Source organism: Streptococcus mitis, from assembly GCF_002096835.1.
Lineage (GTDB): Bacteria > Bacillota > Bacilli > Lactobacillales > Streptococcaceae > Streptococcus > Streptococcus mitis_W.
In genome coordinates this window covers 1-25,046 of sequence record NZ_NCVG01000019.1, presented here as the reverse complement: position 1 = coordinate 25,046, position 25,046 = coordinate 1, and the positions used below count along the sequence as shown (strand labels likewise).

General features: G+C 43.5%; 21 protein-coding genes. 2 read left to right on the top strand and 19 right to left on the bottom strand.

The genetic code is table 11. From position 1 onward, the window contains the following. The first annotated feature begins 230 nt into the window (after positions 1-230). On the top strand, positions 231-947 hold the full coding sequence (locus tag B7699_RS02675) for a GntR family transcriptional regulator (protein WP_031237756.1): 717 nt from the start codon (positions 231-233) through the stop codon (positions 945-947). Between the two features lie 208 nt (positions 948-1,155). Here the strand turns inward: B7699_RS02675 and purB are convergent, their stop codons facing one another. The 19 genes from purB to B7699_RS02575 all read right to left on the bottom strand — a co-directional run bounded on the left by purB (position 1,156) and on the right by B7699_RS02575 (position 23,463). Further along, positions 1,156-2,451: an adenylosuccinate lyase gene (gene purB / locus B7699_RS02670; RefSeq protein WP_084927073.1), complete on the bottom strand. Its 1,296-nt coding sequence runs from the start codon at positions 2,449-2,451 to the stop codon at positions 1,156-1,158. 63 nt (positions 2,452-2,514) lie between these two features. Further along, positions 2,515-2,742, bottom strand: coding sequence for a phosphoribosylaminoimidazole carboxylase (locus B7699_RS02665; RefSeq protein WP_084927072.1), 228 nt, complete (start codon positions 2,740-2,742; stop codon positions 2,515-2,517). A 9-nt stretch (positions 2,743-2,751) separates the two neighbouring features. Next, positions 2,752-3,843: a 5-(carboxyamino)imidazole ribonucleotide synthase gene (purK, locus tag B7699_RS02660; RefSeq protein ID WP_084927071.1), complete on the bottom strand. Its 1,092-nt coding sequence runs from the start codon at positions 3,841-3,843 to the stop codon at positions 2,752-2,754. Next, the gene (gene purE / locus B7699_RS02655) at positions 3,830-4,321 is read right to left on the bottom strand and encodes a 5-(carboxyamino)imidazole ribonucleotide mutase (RefSeq protein ID WP_084927070.1); all 492 of its coding nucleotides are present in this window, start codon (positions 4,319-4,321) and stop codon (positions 3,830-3,832) included. Before purE ends, purK begins: the two co-directional genes overlap by 14 nt. A 201-nt stretch (positions 4,322-4,522) precedes the next feature. Next, positions 4,523-5,788, bottom strand: coding sequence for a phosphoribosylamine--glycine ligase (gene purD / locus B7699_RS02650; protein ID WP_084927069.1), 1,266 nt, complete (start codon positions 5,786-5,788; stop codon positions 4,523-4,525). Between the two features lie 120 nt (positions 5,789-5,908). Then, on the bottom strand, positions 5,909-7,456 hold the full coding sequence (purH, locus tag B7699_RS02645; protein ID WP_084927068.1) for a bifunctional phosphoribosylaminoimidazolecarboxamide formyltransferase/IMP cyclohydrolase: 1,548 nt from the start codon (positions 7,454-7,456) through the stop codon (positions 5,909-5,911). Between the two features lie 24 nt (positions 7,457-7,480). After that, positions 7,481-8,002: a VanZ family protein gene (locus tag B7699_RS02640; RefSeq protein ID WP_084927067.1), complete on the bottom strand. Its 522-nt coding sequence runs from the start codon at positions 8,000-8,002 to the stop codon at positions 7,481-7,483. Positions 8,003-8,085: 83 nt separating this feature from the next. Then, a complete protein-coding gene (purN, locus tag B7699_RS02635) occupies positions 8,086-8,631 on the bottom strand; it encodes a phosphoribosylglycinamide formyltransferase (protein ID WP_084927066.1) in 546 nt (181 codons plus the stop codon). Continuing rightward, positions 8,628-9,650, bottom strand: a complete 1,023-nt coding sequence (gene purM, locus B7699_RS02630; protein WP_084927065.1) for a phosphoribosylformylglycinamidine cyclo-ligase — start codon at positions 9,648-9,650, stop codon at positions 8,628-8,630. The genes purN and purM overlap by 4 nt, the downstream gene beginning before the upstream one ends. A 217-nt stretch (positions 9,651-9,867) precedes the next feature. Next, the gene (gene purF / locus B7699_RS02625) at positions 9,868-11,310 is read right to left on the bottom strand and encodes an amidophosphoribosyltransferase (RefSeq protein WP_084927064.1); all 1,443 of its coding nucleotides are present in this window, start codon (positions 11,308-11,310) and stop codon (positions 9,868-9,870) included. A 92-nt stretch (positions 11,311-11,402) separates the two neighbouring features. Beyond that, the gene (locus B7699_RS02620; RefSeq protein WP_084927063.1) at positions 11,403-15,128 is read right to left on the bottom strand and encodes a phosphoribosylformylglycinamidine synthase; all 3,726 of its coding nucleotides are present in this window, start codon (positions 15,126-15,128) and stop codon (positions 11,403-11,405) included. A gap of 56 nt (positions 15,129-15,184) precedes the next feature. Next, a complete protein-coding gene (gene purC, locus B7699_RS02615; protein ID WP_192851996.1) occupies positions 15,185-15,892 on the bottom strand; it encodes a phosphoribosylaminoimidazolesuccinocarboxamide synthase in 708 nt (235 codons plus the stop codon). Positions 15,893-16,061: 169 nt separating this feature from the next. Next, positions 16,062-17,411: a competence pheromone export protein ComB gene (gene comB / locus B7699_RS02610; protein WP_084927062.1), complete on the bottom strand. Its 1,350-nt coding sequence runs from the start codon at positions 17,409-17,411 to the stop codon at positions 16,062-16,064. Positions 17,412-17,423: 12 nt separating this feature from the next. Further along, a complete protein-coding gene (gene comA / locus B7699_RS02605; protein ID WP_084927061.1) occupies positions 17,424-19,577 on the bottom strand; it encodes a peptide cleavage/export ABC transporter ComA in 2,154 nt (717 codons plus the stop codon). 300 nt (positions 19,578-19,877) lie between these two features. After that, complete coding sequence (locus tag B7699_RS09685) at positions 19,878-20,066, bottom strand: hypothetical protein (protein WP_084927060.1); 189 nt, start codon at positions 20,064-20,066, stop codon at positions 19,878-19,880. Between the two features lie 229 nt (positions 20,067-20,295). Next, on the bottom strand, positions 20,296-20,532 hold the full coding sequence (locus B7699_RS02590) for an acyl carrier protein (protein WP_084927059.1): 237 nt from the start codon (positions 20,530-20,532) through the stop codon (positions 20,296-20,298). 5 nt (positions 20,533-20,537) lie between these two features. Further along, positions 20,538-21,530: a phosphate acyltransferase PlsX gene (gene plsX, locus B7699_RS02585; protein ID WP_084927058.1), complete on the bottom strand. Its 993-nt coding sequence runs from the start codon at positions 21,528-21,530 to the stop codon at positions 20,538-20,540. Continuing rightward, entirely contained in the window at positions 21,527-22,297 is a 771-nt protein-coding gene (recO, locus tag B7699_RS02580; protein WP_084927057.1) for a DNA repair protein RecO, read from the bottom strand. The genes plsX and recO overlap by 4 nt, the downstream gene beginning before the upstream one ends. After that, the gene (locus B7699_RS02575; protein WP_084927056.1) at positions 22,294-23,463 is read right to left on the bottom strand and encodes a pyridoxal phosphate-dependent aminotransferase; all 1,170 of its coding nucleotides are present in this window, start codon (positions 23,461-23,463) and stop codon (positions 22,294-22,296) included. The genes recO and B7699_RS02575 overlap by 4 nt, the downstream gene beginning before the upstream one ends. 479 nt (positions 23,464-23,942) lie before the next feature. Here B7699_RS02575 and B7699_RS02570 point away from each other — a divergent pair, with 479 nt between their 5' ends. Beyond that, entirely contained in the window at positions 23,943-24,953 is a 1,011-nt protein-coding gene (locus B7699_RS02570) for a YeiH family protein (protein WP_084927055.1), read from the top strand. Positions 24,954-25,046: the final 93 nt, after the last annotated feature.

The window sequence follows — 25,046 nt, the reverse complement described above, 5'->3', positions numbered from 1 at the left end:
ACAATTTTTTTCATTTTTCACTAAATTTTACACAAAAAACTTATAAAAATCTTGTAATCTATAGTCATAACAACATTTTAGTACCATGCATAAAAATGTAGGTTTTTCTATTTATTCCTATGTAAATTAACCTTATAGCCTATTATTCTAATTTTTTTATTCAAAAGGCTACTATTCTTTCCAGTTTTATGGTAAAATCTTTAACGGAGAAGGAAAATCGAGGTGAAAATATGGCAATTCCAAAGTATCAATATATTAAAGATGAGTTAAAGAACAAAATCATTTCTGGTCAATTTGCCAGTGGCGATAAATTCTACACTGAAGCTGAATTGATTGCAATGTATGATGTTAGTTCTATCACAGTTGTTCGCGCTTTAAACGACCTTGCCAAGGATGGCTATATTGTCCGTCAACAAGGAAAGGGTACATTCGTTTCACGCGCACGCAAACACAAACTCGTAGAGTTTTCAGATGTAGAAGTTTTTGAAACTAAAGATGATAAAGTTACCGTCCTTTCTATTGAGCGTGGAAATAAACTAAGCTACTTAGAAAAACTTGGACTACGCGGAGATCAGTTCTACTACAAGATTGAACGCGTTCGCGAAACAGGTGGTGTTGTCTACATCTACCATACATCTTACATTCCAGAACAATACATCAACGCAAATTATCCAAATCTTGAATATTATAGCTCTATCTATAACCGTTTCAAATTGGATTACCACATTCACATGAATGATGAACATTTTGAAGAAATCAATGAAATAGCATTTCCAACTCCAGAACATGCGGCTTCGGTCCTCGGGGTCGATGAGCAATTCCCAACCGTTTTACAAACCAAGACTACTAAACTAGAGTCTACTGGTCAAGTTCTCGCATACAGCGAAACATATAAACGAGCAGATTACTACAAAATCAAATTCATTTCATGTGACCGTGATCACTAAGAAGAAAGCCTAAGCCTTGCTTGGGCTTTTTCTATGTTTATTATATGACATTAAAAATGTATTTTCTATATGTCAATTAAGATAGACTAAATTTGTTTAAATTTTACTAAAATATAGGTAATTTTTATCAAAAGTACTTGAATACAAAATAAAAATCGAAGTTCTTCTACTCCTATAAATAGAGTAATAGAACTTCGATTTTTTCTAATTATCCTAATCCAAGACGTTCAAAGATATCATCCACTCGTTTAGTGTAATAAAGAGGGTTAAAGATTTCGTCGATTTCTTCTTGTGTGAGGCGTGATGTTACTTCTGGATCTGCCTCAAGAAGCGGTTTAAAATCTACTTGGTTATCCCAAGAGTAGGCTGTTTTTGGTTGCACCAAATCATAAGCTTGCTCACGGGTCATCCCTTTTTCAATCAAGGTCAACATAGCACGTTGGCTAAAGATAAGACCAAACGTAGAATGCATGTTGCGGAGCATGTTTTCTGGGAAGACGGTCAAGTTCTTGACGATATTTCCAAAACGATTGAGCATGTAGTCAATCAAAATGGTCGTATCTGGTGTGATGATACGCTCAGCTGATGAGTGAGAGATGTCACGTTCGTGCCAGAGAGCCACGTTCTCATAGGCTGTCACCATGTGACCACGAATAACACGCGCCAGACCTGTCATGTTTTCAGAACCGATAGGATTGCGTTTGTGAGGCATTGCTGAAGACCCTTTTTGCCCTTTGGCAAAGAATTCTTCTACTTCGCGTTGTTCTGATTTTTGCAAACCACGAATCTCCGTTGCCATACGCTCGATTGAAGTCGCGATGCTGGCAAGAACTGCAAAGTACTCAGCATGAAGATCACGAGGAAGGACCTGTGTTGAGATTTCTTGAGCACGGATACCCAATTTGTCGCAGACGTATTGCTCTACGAATGGTGGGATGTTGGCAAAGTTCCCAACCGCACCAGAAATCTTACCAGCTTCCACACCAGCAGCCGCATGCTCGAAACGCTCAATATTGCGCTTCATTTCACTGTACCAAGTCGCCAATTTAAGACCAAAAGTTGTTGGCTCAGCGTGCACACCGTGGGTACGCCCCATCATGATAGTGAACTTGTGTTCTTTCGCTTTGTCAGCGATGATGTTGGTGAAGTTTTCAAGATCCTTGCGGATGATGTCGTTGGCTTGTTTGTAAAGGTAACCATAGGCCGTATCCACCACGTCGGTAGAAGTCAATCCATAGTGAACCCACTTGCGCTCTTCACCAAGAGTCTCAGAAACCGCACGCGTGAAAGCCACCACATCGTGGCGAGTCTCCTGCTCAATCTCCAAAATACGGTCGATGTCAAAGTCCGCCTTTTCACGAATCAAAGCTACATCTTCCTTAGGGATTTCCCCCAACTCAGCCCATGCCTCGTCAGCCAAGATTTCCACCTCAAGCCAAGCACGGTATTTATTTTCTTCACTCCAAATATTCGCCATCTCAGGGCGAGAGTAACGGTCGATCATGTTGTTAATTTTTCCTTTCTTCTAAAGCTGTTGGGAATAAGCTATTTAGGTAAACCAAGATTTCTACTCAAACTCCTCTTTTCCAATAAACACAGATGGATAATGATTTAGTGTATTCAAATCCGTATCCAGCGGTAAATCATAGATAGCTAAATAGTTTTCAGGGTATTGTGCAGTTAGTTCTTTATATTTAGCTTGTACCTTATCTTGGTCAGCACTAGCATACAAGACTTCCACGACTGCTCCAGTCTTATCCTTTTCAACAAAAGCGTTAACGATAATTTGTATCATAGTCTTGTCCTAAAAATCTATCCCTTTCCCAAACTCATCCACACTATCTGGTACATCACTAAACACAGTCACATGTCCCATCTTGCGGTTGTGCTTCGCTTCTATTTTACCATACATGTGGAGGTGGGCGCTTGGATTTTCTGTGACATATTTTTCAGCAGCTTCGACATGCTGGCCGAGGACATTGAGCATGACGGCTGGAGCATGCAGTTTGATAGCTGGCAATGGTGCCCCCAGAACACCCAGAATATGGGCATCAAACTGGGAGAAGTCGCAAGCTTCAATAGAGTAGTGCCCAGAGTTGTGTGGTCGTGGGGCAATCTCGTTGACAATGATATCATCAGCTGTCGCAAACATTTCCACACAAAGGGTTCCAGACAGGTTGAGCTGTTCAGCGATTCGCACTGCCATAGCTTTAGCCTTGTCAGCTAGACTTGTTGAAATGCGAGCTGGTACAATAGTTTTAGACAGGATATTGTTGCGGTGGATATTTTCCTGAACTGGGAAAACTGTCACGTCCTTGCCATTGCCTGACACGATGACAGAAATCTCAAGGTCAAAGTTGACAAATTCTTCCAAAACGCAATCTGCTGAGTCAGCTAGCGCATAGGCTTCTGCCAAATCTGCTTCTGAGCGAATAACCTTTTGTCCATGCCCATCGTAGCCACCAGTCGCAGTCTTGAGGACATAGTTTTTAGACAGGTCAATCTCGGCCAAGTCTTGGCTAGAAGTCACAACCTTATAGGGTGCTACAGTGACTTGGGCCTTGTTTGAGAGAAAGTCCTTTTCAAAGATGCGATTTTGGGAGATGCGAAGCAGGTCGATTCCTTGAGGAAGTTGACCATCCTTGATGACAGCATCCAAACCATCGGCATCGACATTCTCAAACTCATAGGTCAGAACATCGCAACGCTCAGCCAACTGGCGAAGCGCATCCACATCGTTATAAGGAGCCACGATGATCTCCGCCACGCGAGAGGCCGGGCAATCCGCCGCAGGATCCAGCGCAATAACCTTGTGGCCCATGTAGATAGCAGAAATGGCCATCATCTGACCCAGTTGACCACCACCGATAATTCCGATTGTTTTAGATGAGCTCATTTGTAGACTCCTCTGCGATTTTTCCTTGCTCTTCTGCGAAATCTGCCAGTGCTGTCGCGATAGACTGATCCTCTACTGAAAGGAGACGGAGGGCAAAGAGAGCCGCATTTGTCGCACCTGCTTCACCAATAGCCATAGTTGCAACTGGTACTCCACCTGGCATCTGAACGATGGAATAGAGTGAATCCACGCCACTAAGGGCACGAGATTTGACTGGCACGCCGATGACTGGAAGGGTTGTTTTGGAAGCTACCATTCCTGGCAAGTGAGCTGCGCCCCCAGCACCTGCGATGATAACCTTGATGCCACGGCTACGGGCTTCCTCCGCATGTTTGAACATAAGGTCAGGTGTACGGTGGGCAGAGACAACCTTCTTCTCGTAGGCTACACCGAAGCGGTCTAGGACTTCAGCGGTTTTTTGCATGGTTGCCCAGTCTGATTTTGAGCCCGTGATGATGGAAATAATTGGTTTAGTCATAATTTTTCCTTTTTTCTTCTTTTTTGATAATGGTCTTAGGTGGTGGGGACGGAAGCAAACCTTCGGTTTCATTCCTAAACTTTGAGCCTAGGGTCTCAAAGTTTCCCTAGACCAGAACAGATACTGTTCTGGTCTTTTCACCACGGCGACCATTATCTTACTTTGGTTCGCTTTCGCTCGCCATGACAAATTTAGTAACTGTTAATCTTTTATAGCCTTGCTTCCGATATCTGTTCTGTAGAAGAGGCCTTCTGTGTTTTGTTTGTCGAGTTCTTGGTAGATGGTGTATTGGGCTTCTTTGACGGTGGCTGCTGTGGTAACCAGCATATAGACACGTCCACCGTTTGATAGCAGCGCTCTGCTATTTTCCGCAAACTTAGCCCCTGCATAATAGGTGATAATGTCACCTTCTGTCTTGGCTGGTAACTCGACACCTTTTTCATAGTCTAGCGGATAACCGTTAGATGCGACAACCACACCCAGAGTCACACCCTTGTCCGTCCAGGTGATGTTTGGCTCCTTGCCATCGAGGATATCCGTAATATTTTGGGCAAAATCAGAGGTTAATCGAGGTAGAATAATCTGAGTTTCAGGATCTCCAAAGCGAGCATTAAACTCGATAACCTTAGGTCCATCAGCTGTCAAGATAAGCCCTGCGTAAAGAACTCCCAGATATGGACGCCCTTCTTGGATCATGCCCTCTAGGACTGGCTTGACAATAGTCTCCACTGCTGTGTCAATCGCGCTCTGTGGCAAGTGTGGAACTGGCGCATAGGCACCCATACCACCCGTGTTAGGCCCTTTGTCGCCATCGTAGGCACGTTTGTGGTCCTGAGCCGTTGGCATGATGTAGAACTTATCACCATTGACAAAGGCAAAAAGTGAAAATTCCTCTCCGTCGAGGAATTCCTCAATAACCACACGCGCACCTGAGTCCCCAAATTTATTGTCCAAAAGCATCTCATGAGCGGCTTCGACTGCTTGCTCAACCGTCTCCGCAACAACGACACCTTTCCCAAGCGCCAAGCCATCCGCCTTGACTACGATAGGCACACCCTGCTTTTCGATATAGGCCTTGGCTTCCTCGAAATCTGAGAACGTGCCATAGGCTGCTGTCGGAACGCCGTATTTGACCATAATTTCCTTGGCAAAATCCTTGGACCACTCCAGCTCTGCCGCCAATCTTGTCGGACCAAAGGCTTTGAGACCAGCTTGGTTAAAATCATCCACGATACCAGTCGCAAGGGCATCATCTGGACCAATAAAGGTCCAAGCAATATCGTTGGTTTTTGCAAACTCAATCAATTTAGAATGTTCGGAAATGGAGATATTTACCAACTCCAAACCATCCAGAGTCATTCCGTCATTTCCAGGAGCTACAAAAACCTTTTCTACCTCTTTTGACTCAAGCAACTTCTTAGCAATCGCATGTTCACGACCACCAGAACCGACAACTAACAGCTTCATCTCTCAACCTCTTTTGCGAATTATTTACTAATATTATATCACAAACGTTCGTTTTAATCTTGTTTCGTTCTGTCTTTTAATCAAAAAAAGGAAAGAAACTGTTTCCTTTCCTTTACGTTCTTAATGTCTAAAATGTCTCACGCCTGTGAAGACCATGGTCAAGCCGTATTTATCAGCAGCTTCGATGGATTCCTGATCACGGACGGATCCACCCGGCTGGATGATGGCCTTGATCCCTGCTTTGGCGATTTCTTCCACGTTATCCGCAAATGGGAAGAAGGCATCCGAAGCAAGGACGGCACCGTCCAGACGGTCTTTGGCTTGATCAATGGCGATACGAACAGAAGCTACACGGTTGGTTTGACCTGGACCAACACCAAGTGTCATATGATCGTTAGTTACAATGATACCGTTTGATTTGACGTATTTAATTGCCTTCCAAGCGAACTCAAGAGCTGTCTCTTCTGTCTCAGTTGGTTGGCGTTTGGTCACCACTTGCCAGTCAGCTGGACTTTCTTTGACCACGTCTTGGTTTTGCACCAGAAGTCCACCAACTACACCTGTGTATTCTGCTTCCACTTCACTGGCCTCTTGAGCATCAAATGGCAAGGCAAGGATACGCAAGTTTTTCTTTTTGTTGGTCAAAATGGCTAGCGCTTCATCCGTATAGCTTGGTGCGATGATGATTTCAAGGAAAACGCCGTGCATCTTCTCAGCTGTCGCAACATCCACCTCACGGTTAAGAACAACGATACCACCAAAGATAGACACTGGGTCAGACTCATAAGCGTAGTCCCAAGCAGTCTCGATGTCATCAGCCTGACCGATTCCACATGGGTTCATGTGTTTGAGAGCCACAACGGTTGGACGGTCTTTAAAATCACGGATGATACGAATGGCCGCATCAGCGTCACGGATATTATTGAATGACAATTCCTTCCCATTGAGCTGTTTGGCTGAAGCAATGGAGTAATCAGTCGGCAAAGCTTTTTGGTAGAAATCCGCGTCTTGTTGTGGGTTCTCACCGTAACGCATAGCTTGTTTGAGGTCATAGGTCAAAGTGAGCTTTTCAGGTTTGCTTTCTCCGACTTGAGCTGTGAAATACTCTGCAATCAAGGCGTCATAAGCCGCTGTGTGACGGAAAACCTTGGCTGCCAAACGTTGACGCGTTTCGTAAGTCGTTTCACCGTTGGCTGACAACTCGTCCAAAACCACTGCGTAGTCAGCTGGATCTACCACAACTGTTACGCTGGCATGATTTTTCGCTGCTGAACGAAGCATAGATGGCCCGCCGATATCGATATTCTCCACCGCATCAGCATAAGTCACATCTGGTTTGAGGATGGTTTCCTTAAATGGGTAAAGGTTTACCACAACAAGATCAATGAGCTCGATTTGATTGTCTTTAGCCGCTTCCAGGTGACTATCCAAATCACGACGAGCGAGAAGACCCCCGTGGATATTTGGATGAAGGGTCTTGACACGACCGTCCATCATCTCTGGAAAACCAGTCACATCATCAATCGCAATGGTGTCCACCCCAGCATTATCAAGGGCAACCTTGGTCCCACCTGTCGAGATAATCTCCCAACCAAGTTTTTTAAGTTCTTGGGCAAATTCAACAATGCCCGCTTTGTCTGAGACGCTGATTAAGGCGCGTTTAGTCATTATATTCTCCTTTTTAATCATTAGTTAAACACCAATTAAATGCAGTAACAGTAAAACAAGATAAGCAAAACCAAGGCTAAGCATACCTAAGATATTGACCCATTTTCTAATCTGTGATTTGAACACTCTTATAAAAATTTGATAAATCAGTAAGCCTACATAAACACCTAGCGTATTTAAAGTCAAATCCGTGATATCTGTTATACCTATTGCTAAAATATACTGTAAGCACTCAAACAATAAACTAATCAAAAAACCTGTCCCGACTATTTTTAAACTAGATAAATTAGTTTTTATCAAAGGGAAACAAACACCTAATGGAATAAAGGAAATCAGATTAAATAACATTTCAGCAAAAACAATTTTTCCATCTACTATTAGTGGTTCTGATAGTGGTTCTGAAAATGGAATCCAATTGATATACCTTGGAGCTAAGAAAAATGCTATAAATTCAGGACTTGTTTCAAACTTAAATAAGATTCCCCAAGTTAATAACATCAGATAGACATAAAATACATATCGAGTTGTTTTTTTAGATTCTAACATTACAAATACCTCCGTTTGAAGCCATCTTCAACAAACACTGACTCCAATTTAAAATCAAAGATATCATATGAATCATCAAAAAGTCAATCTGTAAATAGAACCTTCACTACTTCCGGATACAACTTGTACTCTGCCTCATGAATCCTAGCTTCAAAGCTTTCGATGATATCATCAGCCAGCCGTGGTACACGCACTTGTTTGATGATTTTTCCTGTATCCACTCCGGAATCCACCCAGTGAATGGTCACGCCGCTCTCTACAACACCAGCATTCCAAGCGTCCTCAATCCCATGAGCTCCTGGAAATTCTGGCAGGTAGGCTGGATGAATATTGATGATTCGACCTTCATAAGCTGCCAGCAAGGTGGGCCCAACGATTTTCATGTAGCCAGCGAGGCAAATCAAGTCAATCTGATGTTCTTCCAAGAGTTCGACAAGGGCTGCTTCGTAGTCTGCCTTGCTCTCAAACTCCTTGAGTTCAAAAGCATAGGACAGAATACCAAGCTTGTCTGCACGCTCGAGCACATAGGCGTCACGATGGTCTGAAAAGACAAACTCCACCGGAAATTCTTCGGCAATCACCTGAAAATTCGAGCCATTGCCTGAGGCAAAAACCGCTATTTTTTTCATTTGATGATGACACTTTCGTTTTCTTTCTTGACGATGCGACCAATTTCATAGACTGGTTCATCCAGCAATTCTTTGACACTACCTACATTTTCAGGGCTAACTGCTAGCATAAGTCCCACACCCATATTGAAGATTTCAAACATTTCTTCGTGTTTGATCTGACCGTATTTTTCAAGGGCTTTGAAAATTGGAAGCACTGGAACCTTGTCTTCTTCAATCTCAGCAGCCAAGTCAGCTGCAAACATACGAGGGACATTCTCAATAAAGCCACCACCTGTGATGTGGGCAATGCCGTTGACCAATCCTTCCTTGATGAGTGGTAAGACAGCCTTGACATAGATACGAGTAGGCTCAAGAAGAACTTCCTTGAGTTTCTTGCCTTCCAATTCTGGCAGGACTTCCTCACCTGTGTAATCCGCAAAGACACGACGGACGAGAGAGTAACCATTGGAATGAATCCCACTTGAAGCAAGTCCGAGAAGAACATCTCCCTCTGCCACTTTTGAACCGTCAATGATTTGAGATTTTTCAGCCACACCGACTGCAAAACCAGCCAAGTCATAGTCATCTTCGCCGTACATGCCAGGCATTTCAGCCGTTTCCCCACCAATGAGGGCAGCACCAGCTTGCACACAACCTTCAGCCACACCAGCAACTACTTGTTCTAGTTTAGCTGGTTCATTCTTGCCTGTCGCCACATAGTCGAGAAAATAGAGGGGCTCTGCACCCGCAGCGATAATGTCATTGACACACATGGCAACACAGTCCTGACCGATGGTATCGTGCTTGTCGTACTTGATAGCCAGCATGAGCTTGGTTCCGACACCATCAGTCCCTGAAATCAAGACGGGCTCTTTGACCCCAGTCTTTGAAAGGTCAAACATGCCACCGAAACCACCAAGAGCTCCCATGACACCTGCACGCTCCGTACGAGCCACGTGCTTTTTAATCCGTTCAACAACTTCATAACCCGCTTCAACATCCACACCAGATTGAGCGTACGCATTTTTATTTGCCATTTTATTTTTCCTTTTCTTTTTTTGGGAAAGACTGCGACGTATTTTTAGATAAACAATTATTTTATCTAAAAATACTAGTCAGGGCTCTAGCTTTGATCCTATAAGACAAAGCGTCTACTGACAAATGCTTTAGCTTTTAGTCAATAGTGAGACGTGAAGTATAAGCATTCTTATTTGTCATTTTTATATTCCTTTTCTTTAATGGAGGATCTATTGTCTATTTGTAAAAACTGGTCTTTTCTTCCAAACTTCTACGATAGTCTTCTTCGTAGTCATAGAGAGGCGTTGGGTAATCACCATCAAAATAAGCGACACAGAGACCACCATTTGGCGCATCCGTTTCAATACCAATTGAATCAATCAACCCCTCAACGGAAAGGTAGGTCAGACTGTCCGCACCAATGATTTGGCGCGTTTCTTCAACCGTATGATTGGCCGCAATTAGCTCCTGACGGGTCTGGATATCAATTCCATAGAAGCATGGATAAGCTAGCGCTGGACTACCAATGGCAACGTGAACCTCAGTCGCACCAGCTTCTTTCAAGAGCTGAACGATCCGACGAGAGGTTGTTCCACGTACAATAGAGTCATCAATCATAACCACACGCTTGCCTTTTACAACACCAGAAACAGCAGATAGTTTCATCCGCACCCCTTGCTCCCGTAATTCTTGAGTCGGTTGGATAAAGGTGCGTTGTGTATATTGATTCTTAATAAGACCCATTTCGTTTGGTAGCCCGGATTCTTCCGCAAATCCCATAGCCGCACTGAGGGAAGAATTGGGCACACCGACCACGATATCCGCCTCATGTTTGAATTCACGCGCCAATTGGGCACCCATACGTTTGCGAGCCGTATGGACATTGACACCATGGATATTAGAATCAGGGCGAGCAAAGTAGATATACTCCATGGAACAGATTGCTAACTGAGTATCATCTGTATAGCTATCATACTGGATGCCCTTGTCATCAAAGATCACAATCTCACCTGGCTTCAAATCACGAATCCACTCTGCACCAATGACTTCAAAAGCACAAGTTTCAGAGGAAACAACCACCGCTCCATTAGCCATTTTCCCGATAGAAAGGGGACGGAAACCATTTGGGTCAAGAGCCGCAATCAACTTGTCCTCAAACAGCAAGATATAGGCAAAACCACCTTTGACAAGGCTGAGCGCTTCCTTGATTTTGCCCATCAAGTTCGGATTATGGCTGCGACGAATGAGATGAGCCAAGATTTCCGAGTCCGAAGTCGCGCTGAAAATCGCTCCTCTATCTTCCAATTCTTTCTTGAGAGAGGCCGCATTGGTCAGATTTCCATTATGAGCCAAGCCAAACTGCATATCGTGAAAACGGAAAAGGAAGGGCTGGATATTATCTACAGAAGCTTCGCCAGCAGTCGCATAACGAACATGCCCAATCGCACCAGTTCCTGTCAATTTATCTAAGTTAGCAGGATTTCTGAAGACTTCTGATAGAAGACCCATATCGCGATGACGCTTTAGTTTCCCTTGGTCATTGGAGAGGATTCCTGCCCCCTCTTGACCACGGTGCTGAAGACTATGGAGACCAAAATAGGTCAATTTAGCAGCATCTGGATGTCCCCAGATACCGAAAACACCACATTCTTCATTAAGAGATTTTACTTCGTATGTCATTTTTTATACCTAATTTTCATTTGCAATCATCATGAGCTAAATCTACATGACTTTTACATTACTGATACTATCTATTAAAACATCTGCAAGTCTTATTTTCCAGTAAAGTATTTAACCGCCGACGCAAACAGGTGCTGGTCTTTATTTCCTGGGATATTTTGGAAAAGACCTTCCTCATAACGTTCTGAGTGGCCCATCTTACCGATGATTTGGCCGTTCTTGCTGGTAATTCCTTCAATGGCATGGACAGAACCATTCGGATTGTACTTAGAGTCCATGCTAGGTTTGCCTTCGAAGTCAACGTATTGGCTGAAAATTTGTCCATTGTCACGGAGTTCTGCAAATTCCTCAGCCGTCACGACAAATTTCCCTTCACCGTGTGAAACAGGAATGGCGTGGATATCGCCCACTTGCACCCCAGCCAACCATGGCGAGTTGATATTGGCAATCCGAGTTTCCACCATCTTGGCCACGTGTTGGTTGGCATCATTGTAGAAGAGGGTTGGGCTCGTACTGCTTGCATCTTCAAAGTTTCCGTATGGAAGAAGACCTGATTTGACGAGGGCTTGGAATCCATTACAGATACCGATAATCAAGCCACCACGGGCGATAAAGCTATCAATAGCCGCACGCACTTTTTCATTGAGCAGGATATTGACAATAAACTTAGCTGAACCATCTGGCTCGTCCGCAGCTGAGAAACCACCTGCAAAGAAGAGAATGTTAGCCTTGCCGATGTTGTCAACCATAGTTTCAACTGAATTGACAATGGCTTCTTCATTCAAGGTCACAAATGGCACCAAGTTGACCTCTGCACCTTCTTTTTCGAAGGCCTTGGCTGAGTCATATTCTGAGTTAGTTCCTGGGAAGACTGGGATATAGACTACCGGTTTTTCAACTTTTTCTTTAGCTTGGATGACTGTGTTAGTAGCGACAGCTGGAACTTCTGCTAGTTCTTTAGATTGGGCAAATTCAGTTGGGTAAACCTCTTCCAGTTTTCCTTGGAAGGCACTGTCAAGTTTCTGTCCATCTAGCTTCACACCGTTGACAAGGAGTGTAAAGTTGGCACTTGTTTGTCCAATTTTCTCTACTCCAGCAATCTCTTCAGGAGATGTGAAGACAAATCCGCCTAATTGAGCTGTCAAAGCTGTTTCAAGTTCAGGCAGGGTTACCTCTGCACCGATATGATTTCCAAAAGTAGCAAGTGCCAAACTTTCAACAACACCACCATATTTAACAGCTGATGCAGATGTCACTTTGTGGCCAGCTTGGATGTCTTCAAACTGAGCAAAGTTAGACTTAATCAAGTCAAAATCAATTTTTGCAGAGAGGGCTTGACCTGGGATGTAGTAGATATTTTCACCATCAGTTTTGAACTCTGGAGAGAGGACCTTACGGCTATCTGCCGTCGTCACCCCAAAAGCTACCAAGGTTGGTGGCACTGTCAATTCTTCAAAAGTACCAGACATGGAGTCCTTCCCACCAATAGATGGCAAACCAAGTTGAATCTGAGCTTCGATAGAGCCTAGGAGAGCTGCTACTGGCTGACCAAAACGCTCAGCTTGTTTGTCCATGCGCTCGAAGTACTCTTGGTAAGAGAAACGAGCCTTAGACCAGTTTGCACCAGCAGCAACCAATCGAGCAGTTGCTTCGATCACCGCATAGGCAGCACCGTGGTATGGAGACCATTCAGCTATATATGGATTGAATCCTTGAGCTATGACAGACGCAGTGTGAGTCACTCCGTGTTGAACTGGCAACTTCTGCACAGAAGCCTCAGTTGGTGTAAGTTGATAGCGACCACCAAGTGGGTGATTAACCGTAGAGCGTCCAACAGAGCAGTCAAAGATAGTCTGTAATCCTTTTTGACTCGCATGATTCAAATCAGATAGAACCGCAAGGGTATCAACTTCAAGTGTGTTAGCAGATGTTTGACGTTCTTCTGGAAGCTTGACATCTTTGTCCACAACTTTAGCATCGACAACCACGCGCACACCATTGGTATCAAGGAAACGGCGTTCCAAGTCTACAATCGTTTCGCCATTCCAGTGCATAACTAGATTTGGTTTTTCCGTCACTGTCGCAACCACAACAGCGTCAATATTCTCTTTGTTACATTCAACAACGAAGGCATCCACATCTTCAGGACGAACCACAACCGCCATCCGTTCTTGAGATTCAGAGATGGCAATTTCTGTACCATTCAAGCCTTGGTATTTAAGAGGAACCTTGTTAAGGTCGATTTCAAGACCATCTGCTAATTCACCGATAGCCACACAGACACCGCCTGCCCCAAAGTCATTGGACTTCTTGATGAGACGAGTGACATCACCATTACGGAAGAGGCGCTGAATCTTACGTTCTTCGATGGCATTCCCTTTTTGAACTTCAGCTCCAGCAGTTCCCACGGACTCAACTGTTTGAACCTTAGAAGAACCTGTCGCACCACCGACACCATCACGTCCAGTCTTACCTCCAAGGAGGATAATAACATCACCCGCTTCCGGTTTTTCACGGACAACATTGCCCTTAGGAGCCGCTCCGACAACAGCACCAAGCTCCATGCGTTTAGCTACAAAGCCTGGGTGGAAGTACTCACGAACGTAGGTTGTCGCAAGCCCAATCTGGTTACCATATGAAGAATAACCGTGAGCAGCTGTTTTAGAAATAACCTGTTGTGGCAGCTTACCAGCACGCGTTCCCGAAATCGGTGCTGTAATATCACCCGCACCTGAGATACGCATAGCTTGGTAAACATAAGAACGACCTGATAATGGGTCACGAATAGCACCACCGATACAAGTAGCCGCCCCACCAAATGGCTCAATCTCAGTTGGGTGATTGTGGGTTTCGTTTTTAAACATGAGGAGCCATGGTTCTTTCACACCATCAACGTCCACTTCGATTTCTACTGAGCAAGCATTGATTTCGTCAGACACTTCCATGTCATCCAAACGTCCATTAGCACGCTCATAACGACCGAAAATAGTCGCCATATCCATCAAGGTTTGCGGTTTTTCAGAACGCCCCAACTCATCACGCATGGCAATATACTTGTCATAGGTTGACTGCAATTGTTTTTGGAATTTAGAAGCTGAGAAATCAATCTGCTTCAACTCAGTCTCAAAAGTCGTGTGACGGCAGTGGTCAGACCAGTAGGTGTCCAAAACCTTGAGCTCTGTCTCAGTTGGCACGCGCCCGACTGACTTGAAGTAGTCTTGGATAAAGAGCAAATCATCCACTTCCATAGCCATCCCTTGCCCGGCCTTGTAACGGGCAAAGTCTTCTGCTGTGTAGCTTTCAAAGAAAGTCAATTTAGGAATGGTCTTGTCTGACTCAGAAAATTCCTGCTTGGCAATCCCTGTCGTGATGTCCTTGAAACGAGAATCGACTGGATTGAGCAAGTAGTTCTTGACCGCCTCTAGCTCAGACGCGTCAATATCTTTATTGACCAAGTAAAGTTGAGCTGTATTGACCGTCACATCACTCGAACTTCCCAGCAAAAGCAAGGCTTCTTGCGAAGAAGCTGCACGCTGATCAAACTGTCCTGGTAGGCTTTCAATGGCAAAGAAAGCATAGTTAGCAAGATCCGCCTGCACAGCAGTTTCGTCCAAGACATGGTCTGTCACCTGCTCAGAGAAGATGTGCTTCTCTGCAGGTGCAAACAGGTCCTCTGCCAAATCAAAGACATCATAAACTTGCACAATGCGAATACTTTTCAAGCTTGACAGTCCCAAGTTATGTTGGAGCTCTCTTACCAAACTCTCTGACTTGACCTGAAAATCAGCCTTTTTTTCAACAAAAATACGTTTATCCATCAATTCTTATTCCTTTATTTCATCTCTTGCAATGTTCCCAAACGACCTCTAGGTTGTTATTTCAACCTCTGTAACTTTTCCCAAACAATCTCATAAACATCTGTTAATTCGCCGAGACCCCTACGGAAAACATCCTTGTCCATATGGTTGCCATCCGCATCCCACAAACGGCAGTTATCTGGTGAAAATTCGTCTGCCAAGATAATCTTGCCATCCTTGTCAAAACCGAACTCTAGCTTAAAGTCAATCAATTTAAGATCAATCTCAGCAAACCAGACTTTCAAGAGTTCATTGATACGACGAGTTTCTTCCTTCAAGTAGGCAATCTGCTGGTCATCCGCAATCTGTAGGAATTTCACATGCTCGTCATTGATGAATGGATCATCCAAATCATCATTTTTGTAGTAAAATTCGACAATCGGAGTCTCAAATGCGATACCTTCGTCTACGCCAAAACGTTTTGAAAAGGAACCAGCAGTGTAGTTGCGAAGCACAACTTCCAAAGGAATGATTTCCACCTTTTTATTAAGTTGTTCCGTGTCTGAAAGTTTCTCCACAAAGTGAGTCGCTACGCCAGCCGCATTTAATTTCTCGAAAATAAAAGATGAAATCTGATTATTCAACACTCCCTTACCCGCAATCTGCTCCTTCTTAACACCATTGAAAGCAGTCGCTTGGTCCTTATAAGTCGAAATAATAAGATTTTCATCCTCTGTTGTATAGATATCTTTAGCTTTTCCCGAATAGATCAATTGTTTTGACATTTTAAAGTTCGCCTTTCGTATTACTTGAGCACATTTTACCACAAAAAAACCAAAATCACAAGAATTTAGCCGAATAAATAGCGCATTCTCTTCGGAAATCATAAAGAAAAAACTGCAAGAAGTATCTTTCTCACAGTTTTAAAATCATTTAACTCTAAAAACACGAACATTATTCTTTGTTCAAAAATTGATCCAAATAGTAGCGCAGATAACTTTTCTTGCCCGTAATCATCTGTAGACGACCTTCCACCCCGTACCTAAGTTTTTCAGCCTGATCAGCAGTCAGATCAGTCTCTGCCTCGATTTTAAAGAAATTCCCTTTTTCAGTCTTAGTAGCTGTCGTATCAATACTTGTAATAGTAGAATCTAGGAAAAGTTGATTCTTGACATCATGAGTCGTAGTATAGCGAACAGAATCACCGACCTTGATCCTTGCTACATCCTTTGAACTAAGATAAGCTGTTAGTTTGGCTTTCCCTTCTTTTTCCAAGGACGGATAGAGTTGAGCTAGTAAGGCACCTTCTGCTACCATGGTAGAATCACTGGTCTCAGGATTAAGATGAAGCACCCCATCCTCACTTGCCATAATTTTCCCCTTGTCTAGAAGATTTCCCTGTACCTTCTTGCTTGACTCCACCTCTAAGATTTTCTGCTCTAGAAGGGTCAATTCCTGACCAACCTTAGCCAAGTGTTGTGATTTAAGAGATTCCAATTGACTGCTTAAGCCTGACGCGTAGGCTTGCTGGGTACCTGAACTTGCATACTGGACGCGGTAAGTAGCAAGACTAGATTCTAACTGAGAAAGCTGCGCTTCAACCTGCGCAACAGCCTGAGCCTTAGCTTGGGAATTTTCCTCACCCTGAGATTTGTAGGACTGGTAGAGAGAGTAGACTAGATTCTGACTGGCCAAGGAAGCACCTGTTTCAATAGCTGACTTAGCTGTCTGGTAATCGCGAATTTTAGCCTCTGTTTGGCTGATGAGATTGGCGATTTCAGCTTGGGTTTGACTAGCTGCTGCATTCTGGGACGCGATAGTCTCATTTTGTTGCGATGTACTAGCCCTAAGACTGCCTGCTTGACTGATGTAGTCGCGAAAGGTGGCCTGGTAACCAAACTTATCCTCCTCTGGAAAGTAGTCCGTCCCTTCTTGCAGGCTTTTTTGCAAATACTCCAATTGCTTTTTTTGATCCTTGAGCATGTCCAACTGACTGGCATAAGACTCCGCTTGAACACCTTCTGCCCCTTCCTGATATTGAACCAGAAGATCCCCCTTCTTAACCAGCTTATTTTCTTCCAAATGATTGACAAGAATACGATTGTTGCTAGTTGACTGGATATTGGCAAGAATACGACTAGGTTCGACAGTAGCTCTAGTAGACAAACTCATCTCCTTCTCTGCAAAAGTTGCAAATCCAAGCAAAAATACGAGCAGAAGGGACATGGGTACAATTACCCGACTGGAAAAATTATGGTAACGACGATTATAAAACTCCGCACTTTCTAAAAATTCTGGTTTCATCCTCTCCTCTTTCTAGCTATTGACCAAATGGGCATAAAAGCCACCCTGTGCAAGCAAATCAGCATGATTTCCTTCTTCAACAATCTTGCCCTGATCCAAGACAACCACCTTCTCTGTCCGCTCAGCAATGGTCAAGCGGTGAGCAATGAAAATCAAGGTCTTGTCTAAAGCCATAAGATTATCGACAATTCGCTTCTCTGTCAAGATATCCAGACTGCTGGTCGCCTCATCCAAAATCAAGACCGGCGCATCTGTCAAGAGAGCACGCGCCAGAGCAATTCTCTGACGTTGACCACCTGAGATCCCTGCCCCATCCGAAGTCAATTCTGTCTGGTAATTCAGGGGCATACGCTCAATGTCCTCCCGAATCTCTGCCAACTCGACCGCCCGCAAGATATCCTCTTGAGTCGTCCCTTCCTTGGCTCCAAGGAGAAGATTCTCCAAAATCGTTCCGTTAAAGACATAGGGCTGTTGAGGCAGATAGTTGATATACTGACGCAGGACCTTTTTATCAATCTGATTGAGATTGACACCACCCAGACTAATCTCTCCCTGACTTGGATCATAAAAATTAACCATCATCTTGGCCAAGGTCGTCTTACCTGACCCTGAAATCCCCACAAAAGCCACCTTAGAGCCTTGGGAAATGGTCAAATTGATATCCGACAAGACGTCTCGACCATAGCCATACTTATAGGAAACCTGCTTGAAAGTCAGCTCTCCCTTCATCAAGCTCAAATCCTCAACTGTTTTCTTCTCCTCAAACTCAGAAGCTACCAGATAAACCTCATTCAGACGGTTATTGGCAACCTGCGCTGTCTGAAGCTTGGTTTGCAGATTGATGATATTTTCCAAAGGATTGGTAAAATAAACCAGCAAGGTATTATAGGTAATCAACTGCCCCAAACTCATCTTGCCATCCATGACCAGAACAGCCCCCATCCAGAGAATGCCGACATTGAGCAAGAGATGGGCAACTTTTTTCAGAGCCTTTTGCTGACTCTCTGCCCGACTATAGGTAAAAGATTTTTTCAGATAATCCACAAATTCCTTGTCAATTTTTTGGTAACGCTGACTTTCACTGGTCAAGGACTTGATGGTCTCAATACCATTAATGTCCTCAATGATAGAAGAAGACAGAACCGCATTGGCTTCCATGGTATCCCGATTCATCTTTTCAAAAGGTTTCATAAAGGCAAAGATAATCACTGTGTAGATAGGAAGCGCCAATAAGGTCATGAAAAAGAGATTGGTATTTTGTGAAAATAAAACAAGGGAAATAATGACAACCGTCGACACATCTAGGAAAATCGAAAGAATGGTCGAAGCCAGCGCATCAATGATACTATTAGCATCTGTAAAACGAGAAACGATTTCCCCTGTCCTGCGTGTCGCAAAGAAGGACATGGGCAAGTGAAAAACATGCTTGATATAGGACAAAATCACATCAATCGACAAGCGTTGCCCCAAAACAAGTAAGAGATACTCCTGAGCATAAGACAAAATCTGCTGGAGAATATAGACGATAACCAACCCAATAGAAATAATCCCCAACGTCGAACGCATCTGATCTGGCACATAGGTATCAATGATAGACTGAAGGTAATAAGAACCTACAATGTTAATCAAGGTTACCAAGAGTGTTGCCAAAACGATATTGGTAATCAAGCCACGCTGCTTCACTAATATAGGTATAAAAGAGAGCAGACCATTCTTTTGATCCTTATGAGGCTTGTAGTCTGGACTCGGTGCCATAAAAAGAGTCACTCCTGTCCATTCTTCCGCAAAACGCTCACGTGGCAGTTTGATCAATTTCACCCCAGGATCTGGATCGGCAATATGAATACCGTCCTTGTCCTGCCCAGTCACCACATAGTAGTGGAGCAATTTCCCTTCCTTAAGCACATGGGCAACAAAAGGAAAAGTCAAATCTGGCAAGTCAAAGAGCGTCATATCTGCCTTAATAGCCCGCGTCTCAAAACCAATTTCCTCTGCCACCTTGACCAAGCCCAAAGCCGTTGTCCCATCCATGGTCGTCTTAGCCAATTCTCGCAGGTGAGCCAAAGAATAATAACTACCATAGTAGCCAAAAACCATGGCTAATGAAGCTACACCGCAGTCCATCTGATCCACCTGCGGACGATAGTGACGTTTCCCAAATTTCATATTCATCTCCTTTTCCTAATACTCAATGAAAATCAAAGAGCAAACTAGCCGCAGGTTGCTCAAAACACTGTTTTGAGGTTGTAGATAAGACTGACGAAGTCAGTCACATATATACGGTGGCGACGTTGACGTGGTTTGAATTTGATTTTCGAAGAGTATAAACTCATCTGATAACAACTATCTTACCCCAATCCTCAAACAAAAACTGGACTTCCTTCCCAAATGCGCCTATCTACCTCCCAAATGCACTTTTTAGATAAAGAAAATAGGCAGAACAAACGTCATGCCTAAAATATATATTTATTTCTTTTTCTTCCTAATTCTTTTGTCAATCATGTACAAAACGATAATCGAAAACAGCGGTGGTACAATATAACTCTTTTCACTCATTGTCAGCTGAAATCCCAGAGTTGCTAGTATCTTAAAGATGAAAATATTCATCAAAAATAGAAAAACAAATACTAAAAAATATTTTAAAACCTTCTTCATTCCTTTTCTTCAACTTTCCTAATTTCTATACCCATTCTATCACGTTTTATCAAAAAATACATGTAAAACTCCAAATAAACACCTCAACTACACTTTTGGGATAAAAAATAGGCAGAACAAATGTCATGCCTAAAATATATATTTAAAAAGATTAAAATGTAAATAATTGTCAAATAGAATGTTGATTTACATTCTTAGCAATATGCAACTCTTCTTATCTTGCTTCTTACTATTCTTTACTTTTGACGACTTCTACAACATCTCCTACATTTTGGAGTTGGTCAATTTCCTCATCACTGATTTCGATGCTAAATTCATCTTCCAGTGTCAAGATAAACTCCATCAAGTCAACGGAGTCAGCATCCAAATCGTCTTTCAGACTCAAGGATTCTGTCACGACAAAGTCCTCTCCCTGTCGCTCTTGGATAATAGTCACAATACGGTCAAAAATTTCTTTTTCTGTCATCTCTTTTATTCTCCTGAAAATTCACGCGCAGTCTGGGCAACTACGTCTGTTTCTAGCATGGTACGAATCTGGCGAATTGTACTATAAACAGCCTTGGCATCGCTTGAGCCATGAGTCTTGATAACAGGTGCCTTGACACCAAACAAGACCGCTCCACCAACATCAGAATAGTTAAGCTGTTTTTTCAAACCTCTGAGGCTGTCCTTGAGAAGGAGGGCGCCTAATTTCGCTCGAAGACCACCACCTGTAATAGCTGTCTTGAGCAAGCCCATAATTCCCATGGCTGTCCCTTCAATGGATTTGAGCACAGCGTTTCCCGTGAAACCATCTGCCACAACAACATCCGCAACGCCATTCATCAAATCACGCGCTTCCACATTTCCGATAAAGTTCAAACTTTCATCAGCTGCTAGTAATTCGTAAGTTTCCTTACGAAGCGGGTCACCCTTGCTACTCTCTGTTCCATTGTTAAGCAAGCCAACACGAGGTTGCGCAATGCCACGAACATTTTTAGCATAGAAGGAACCCAGAATAGCGTATTGATGGAGGTGCTGGGCTGTATTCTCCGCATTGGCACCGAGGTCCAGCATGTCAAAACCCTTCCCATCTACAGTCGGCAAGGTCGACATAAGCCCAGGACGGTCGATATTCTTGATACGACCCACGATGAAGAATCCAGCCGCCAACAAAGCACCTGTATTCCCAGCCGAGAGGACAGCGTCTGCTTCACCCTCTTTGACAGCCTTGGCTGCCAATACCATACTGGCATTTTTCTTCTTCCGAATAGCTCTCGTAGGTTCATCGTCTGAATCAATCTTTTCATCCGTATGGATAATGCTGACGCGCTCTGTAGCCGTTAGATATTGCTTGATCTTGCTTTCATCTCCATAGAGTTGAATCTCAATATCTGAAAAGTCAGCCAGGGCTTGGTTGACACCCTCAACGATGGCTTGAGGTGCGTAATCGCCCCCCATAGCATCTACTGCGATTTTTTTCATTTGTCTTCCTCTTTTAGTAATTGTCCCCAGTCTGCCAGGGAATCAATAAATTTCTTTGATTTAAGGTGAATCCCAACATACTCTTCGTAGAGTTGATCCATAAACTTGCGTAGCTCTTGCTTGATTTCGGCCTTAAGCGAAATCATCTCCAAGGTTTCAAAATCAATGGCTTGAAATTGATTGAGCAGGTAAGGGATATTGGGATTGAGATGACAACGTCTCTCATCTTCATGATAATGCTCTGGGCAAAGGCAGGCTCCATATTTAAAAGAAAAGTCAAAGGCCTCACCCACCCGATGGCAAAAGACACACTCATTAAAATTAAGGCTGATTCCAAATCGAGTCAAGATTTGAATTTCAAAAATATTGGTTAAGACCTGATAATCTATCCCTGCTTCCATCAACTCCAGAGTCTTCCTCAAGAAAGCAAACAAGGAAGCATCCTGCTGATTATCCTGCAAACTAGCATCAGCCAGAGCCGCAACATAAGTCGCATAGGCCATGACAAAGAGATCACTATTAATCTTGGGAAAGGTCATCACCTCATGGTAGTCCTCGATGTAGCTAAGGCCGTCATCATTGATTCGCAAGAGAAATATTGCCAACACCAAGGGCTGAATAACCGGAGCTAGTTTAGATTGACCAGCGTGTTTGACGAAAAACATGCGCTTGCCAGCCTGCTCGGTGAAGATTTTGACTAGCTTATCATCCTCCCGAAAGTTACGATTGTAGAGTACGAGACCTTGACTCGTGATAGACTGGATCATACTTCTCTCATGTACTCCTCAAGTCGTTTCACGGCCTCTCTGATTGTTTCCATGCTGGCTGCATAAGAGAGGCGAACATAGCCTTCTCCGTAACGTCCAAAAGCTGCACCAGGGATAAAGGCAACAGCCTTCTTATAGGCAAAATCCTTCAGAAAAGCAAAGGAGTCTTGATTGTAACCTGCTGGAATCTTAGCAAATATATAGAAGGCCCCATCTGGTTTGATAATCTCAAAACCAAGAGCAGTCATCTTTTCGATGATATAATCTCGACGCTGAATGTATTCCTTCTTCATAGGCTCTGCATCGTTTTTACCCGCCGTCAAAGCCTCTACCGCAGCATGTTGCGCCATAGTGTTTGCGGCAGTTACCAAGTACTGGTGACTCTTGATTAACTGGGCTGTAAAGGCTGCAGGAGCAAAGATAAAGCCTAAACGCCAACCTGTCATAGCATGCGATTTAGACAAGCCATTGATAATAATAGCCTGGTCTCTCAGCATAGTTCCCAGAGATACATGGGCTTCGCCTGTATAGGTTAATTCTGAGTAAACCTCATCACAGACAACAAAAATCTCATACTTGCGTAAAACGTCTGCCAAGGCTTCCAACTGCTCCCGACTATAGGTAATTCCTGTCGGATTAGCCGGATAGTTGAGAATGACCGCCTTGAGCTTGTCGCCTTGCTCCAAAATGGCCTTTTCCAACATTTCAGGAGTCAAGACAAAACCATTTTCAGTCGTATCAATCTCGACAACCTCTGCCCCAACTAGATTGACAATTGGCTCATAACCTGGATAGGCAGGAGCTGGCAAGAGCACCTTATCTCCCTCTTCCAAAATAGCTGTCAAAGTGGCAGATAAAGCCTCTGTCGCCCCAATTGTAACCAAAATTTCATTTTCAGGATTGTAATCTAGCTGGTATTTTTCTTTAACAAAATCACTAGCTGCCTGACGTAATGTTAACAGACCACTCATCCCTGTGTAGTAGGATTGGTTCTGGTCGATGGCCCGCTTAGCCGCCTCCTTGACGTGATCTGGCGTTGTAAAATCAGGTTCTCCCAAGGTCAAACGCAAGACCCCAGGAATCTCCGAAATAGCCTGGTCAAACTGGCGAATCAACGAAACTTGAATCTTATCTAATTGTTTATTAAAGCGCTTAGTTAAGTCCATAGATACCTCCTACTCTCAAAACGTATCTCTATTATACTACAAAAGCCCCCCAACCGCAAAAATACATGATAGAATAACGCTAGCATAACAAATTGAAGTATGTTAAAATGAATTTGTCGCAACTCCACTAACGAACTTAGTTTGGAGGTGAGTTTTTGCTAATCTTCGTTACAGTTATTCTAGCACCATTACTGATTACTATTACCGGTAATGTCATTTCTGAGTGGATAGTCAGAAAGTGGTTAGATAAGCGCGACAAAAAAATATAACCTGAGTTTAGTTTTAATGTAACTGGACAAAAAGAAATACCAGAGGTGGAGCTCTGGTATTTTTGTTTTTGCCAAGACTTCGTTACAGTTCTTGTAGGATTATTATTACATAATTAGCACTACTTGTCAAATAATTGTTAGCTCCACTTTCTATTTTACTTTTCTTCTTTACAGGTCTATAATGGTAACAGATTCTATTTGGAGGTTTTTATGTCATTTCTATCAAAAAATGGAGCAGGTATATTGGCCTGCCTTCTCATTTCAATCGTATCTTGGTACTTAGGAGGATTCTTCCCTGTCATTGGCGCGCCCGTTTTTGCGATTTTCATAGGCATGCTTCTCCATCCCTTTCTCTCGCCCTATAAACAACTGGATGCTGGATTGACCTTTAGTTCTAAAAAATTGCTCCAGTATGCCGTTATCTTGCTTGGTTTTGGTCTCAATATCTCGCAAGTCTTCGCAGTTGGTCAATCTTCGCTCCCTGTTATCCTGTCCACCATTTCAATAGCCTTGATTGTTGCCTACCTTTTCCAGCGCTTCTTTGCATTGGACACAAAACTGGCTACCTTGATTGGAGTAGGTTCTTCTATCTGTGGGGGCTCTGCCATTGCGGCAACAGCGCCCGTTATTCACGCCAAGGAAAAGGAAGTAGCCCAAGCCATCTCTGTTATCTTTTTCTTCAATGTCTTGGCTGCGCTCATCTTTCCAACTCTAGGCACCTGGCTTCATCTATCCAATGACGGCTTCGCTCTCTTTGCAGGAACTGCGGTCAATGATACTTCCTCTGTAACCGCCACAGCTAGCGCCTGGGACAGCCTCTACCAAAGTAATACCCTCGAATCCGCAACCATTGTCAAACTTACGCGAACCCTTGCTATTATCCCCATCACTCTCTTTCTATCCTACTGGCAAAGTCGCCAACAAGAAAACAAGCAAAGCCTACAACTGAAAAAAGTCTTCCCACTTTTTATCCTTTACTTTATCCTTGCCTCTCTCCTCACTACACTACTCACCTCTCTAGGTGTGTCCAGTAGTTTCTTTACCCCTCTCAAACAACTCTCTAAATTCCTTATTGTCATGGCCATGAGTGCTATCGGTCTCAAAACCAATCTGGTCGCTATGGTCAAATCCAGTGGAAAATCCATTCTTCTCGGAGCCATCTGCTGGATAGCCATCATCCTCACTAGTCTTGGGATGCAGATCCTTATCGGCATTTTCTAATCATGACCACCCGTCAAACGGGTGGTTTGTCCCAGGGCTATAAGCCCAAATTACCAGCCAGCGCCTAAAGACGCTGGCTTTCACTTTGTTCAA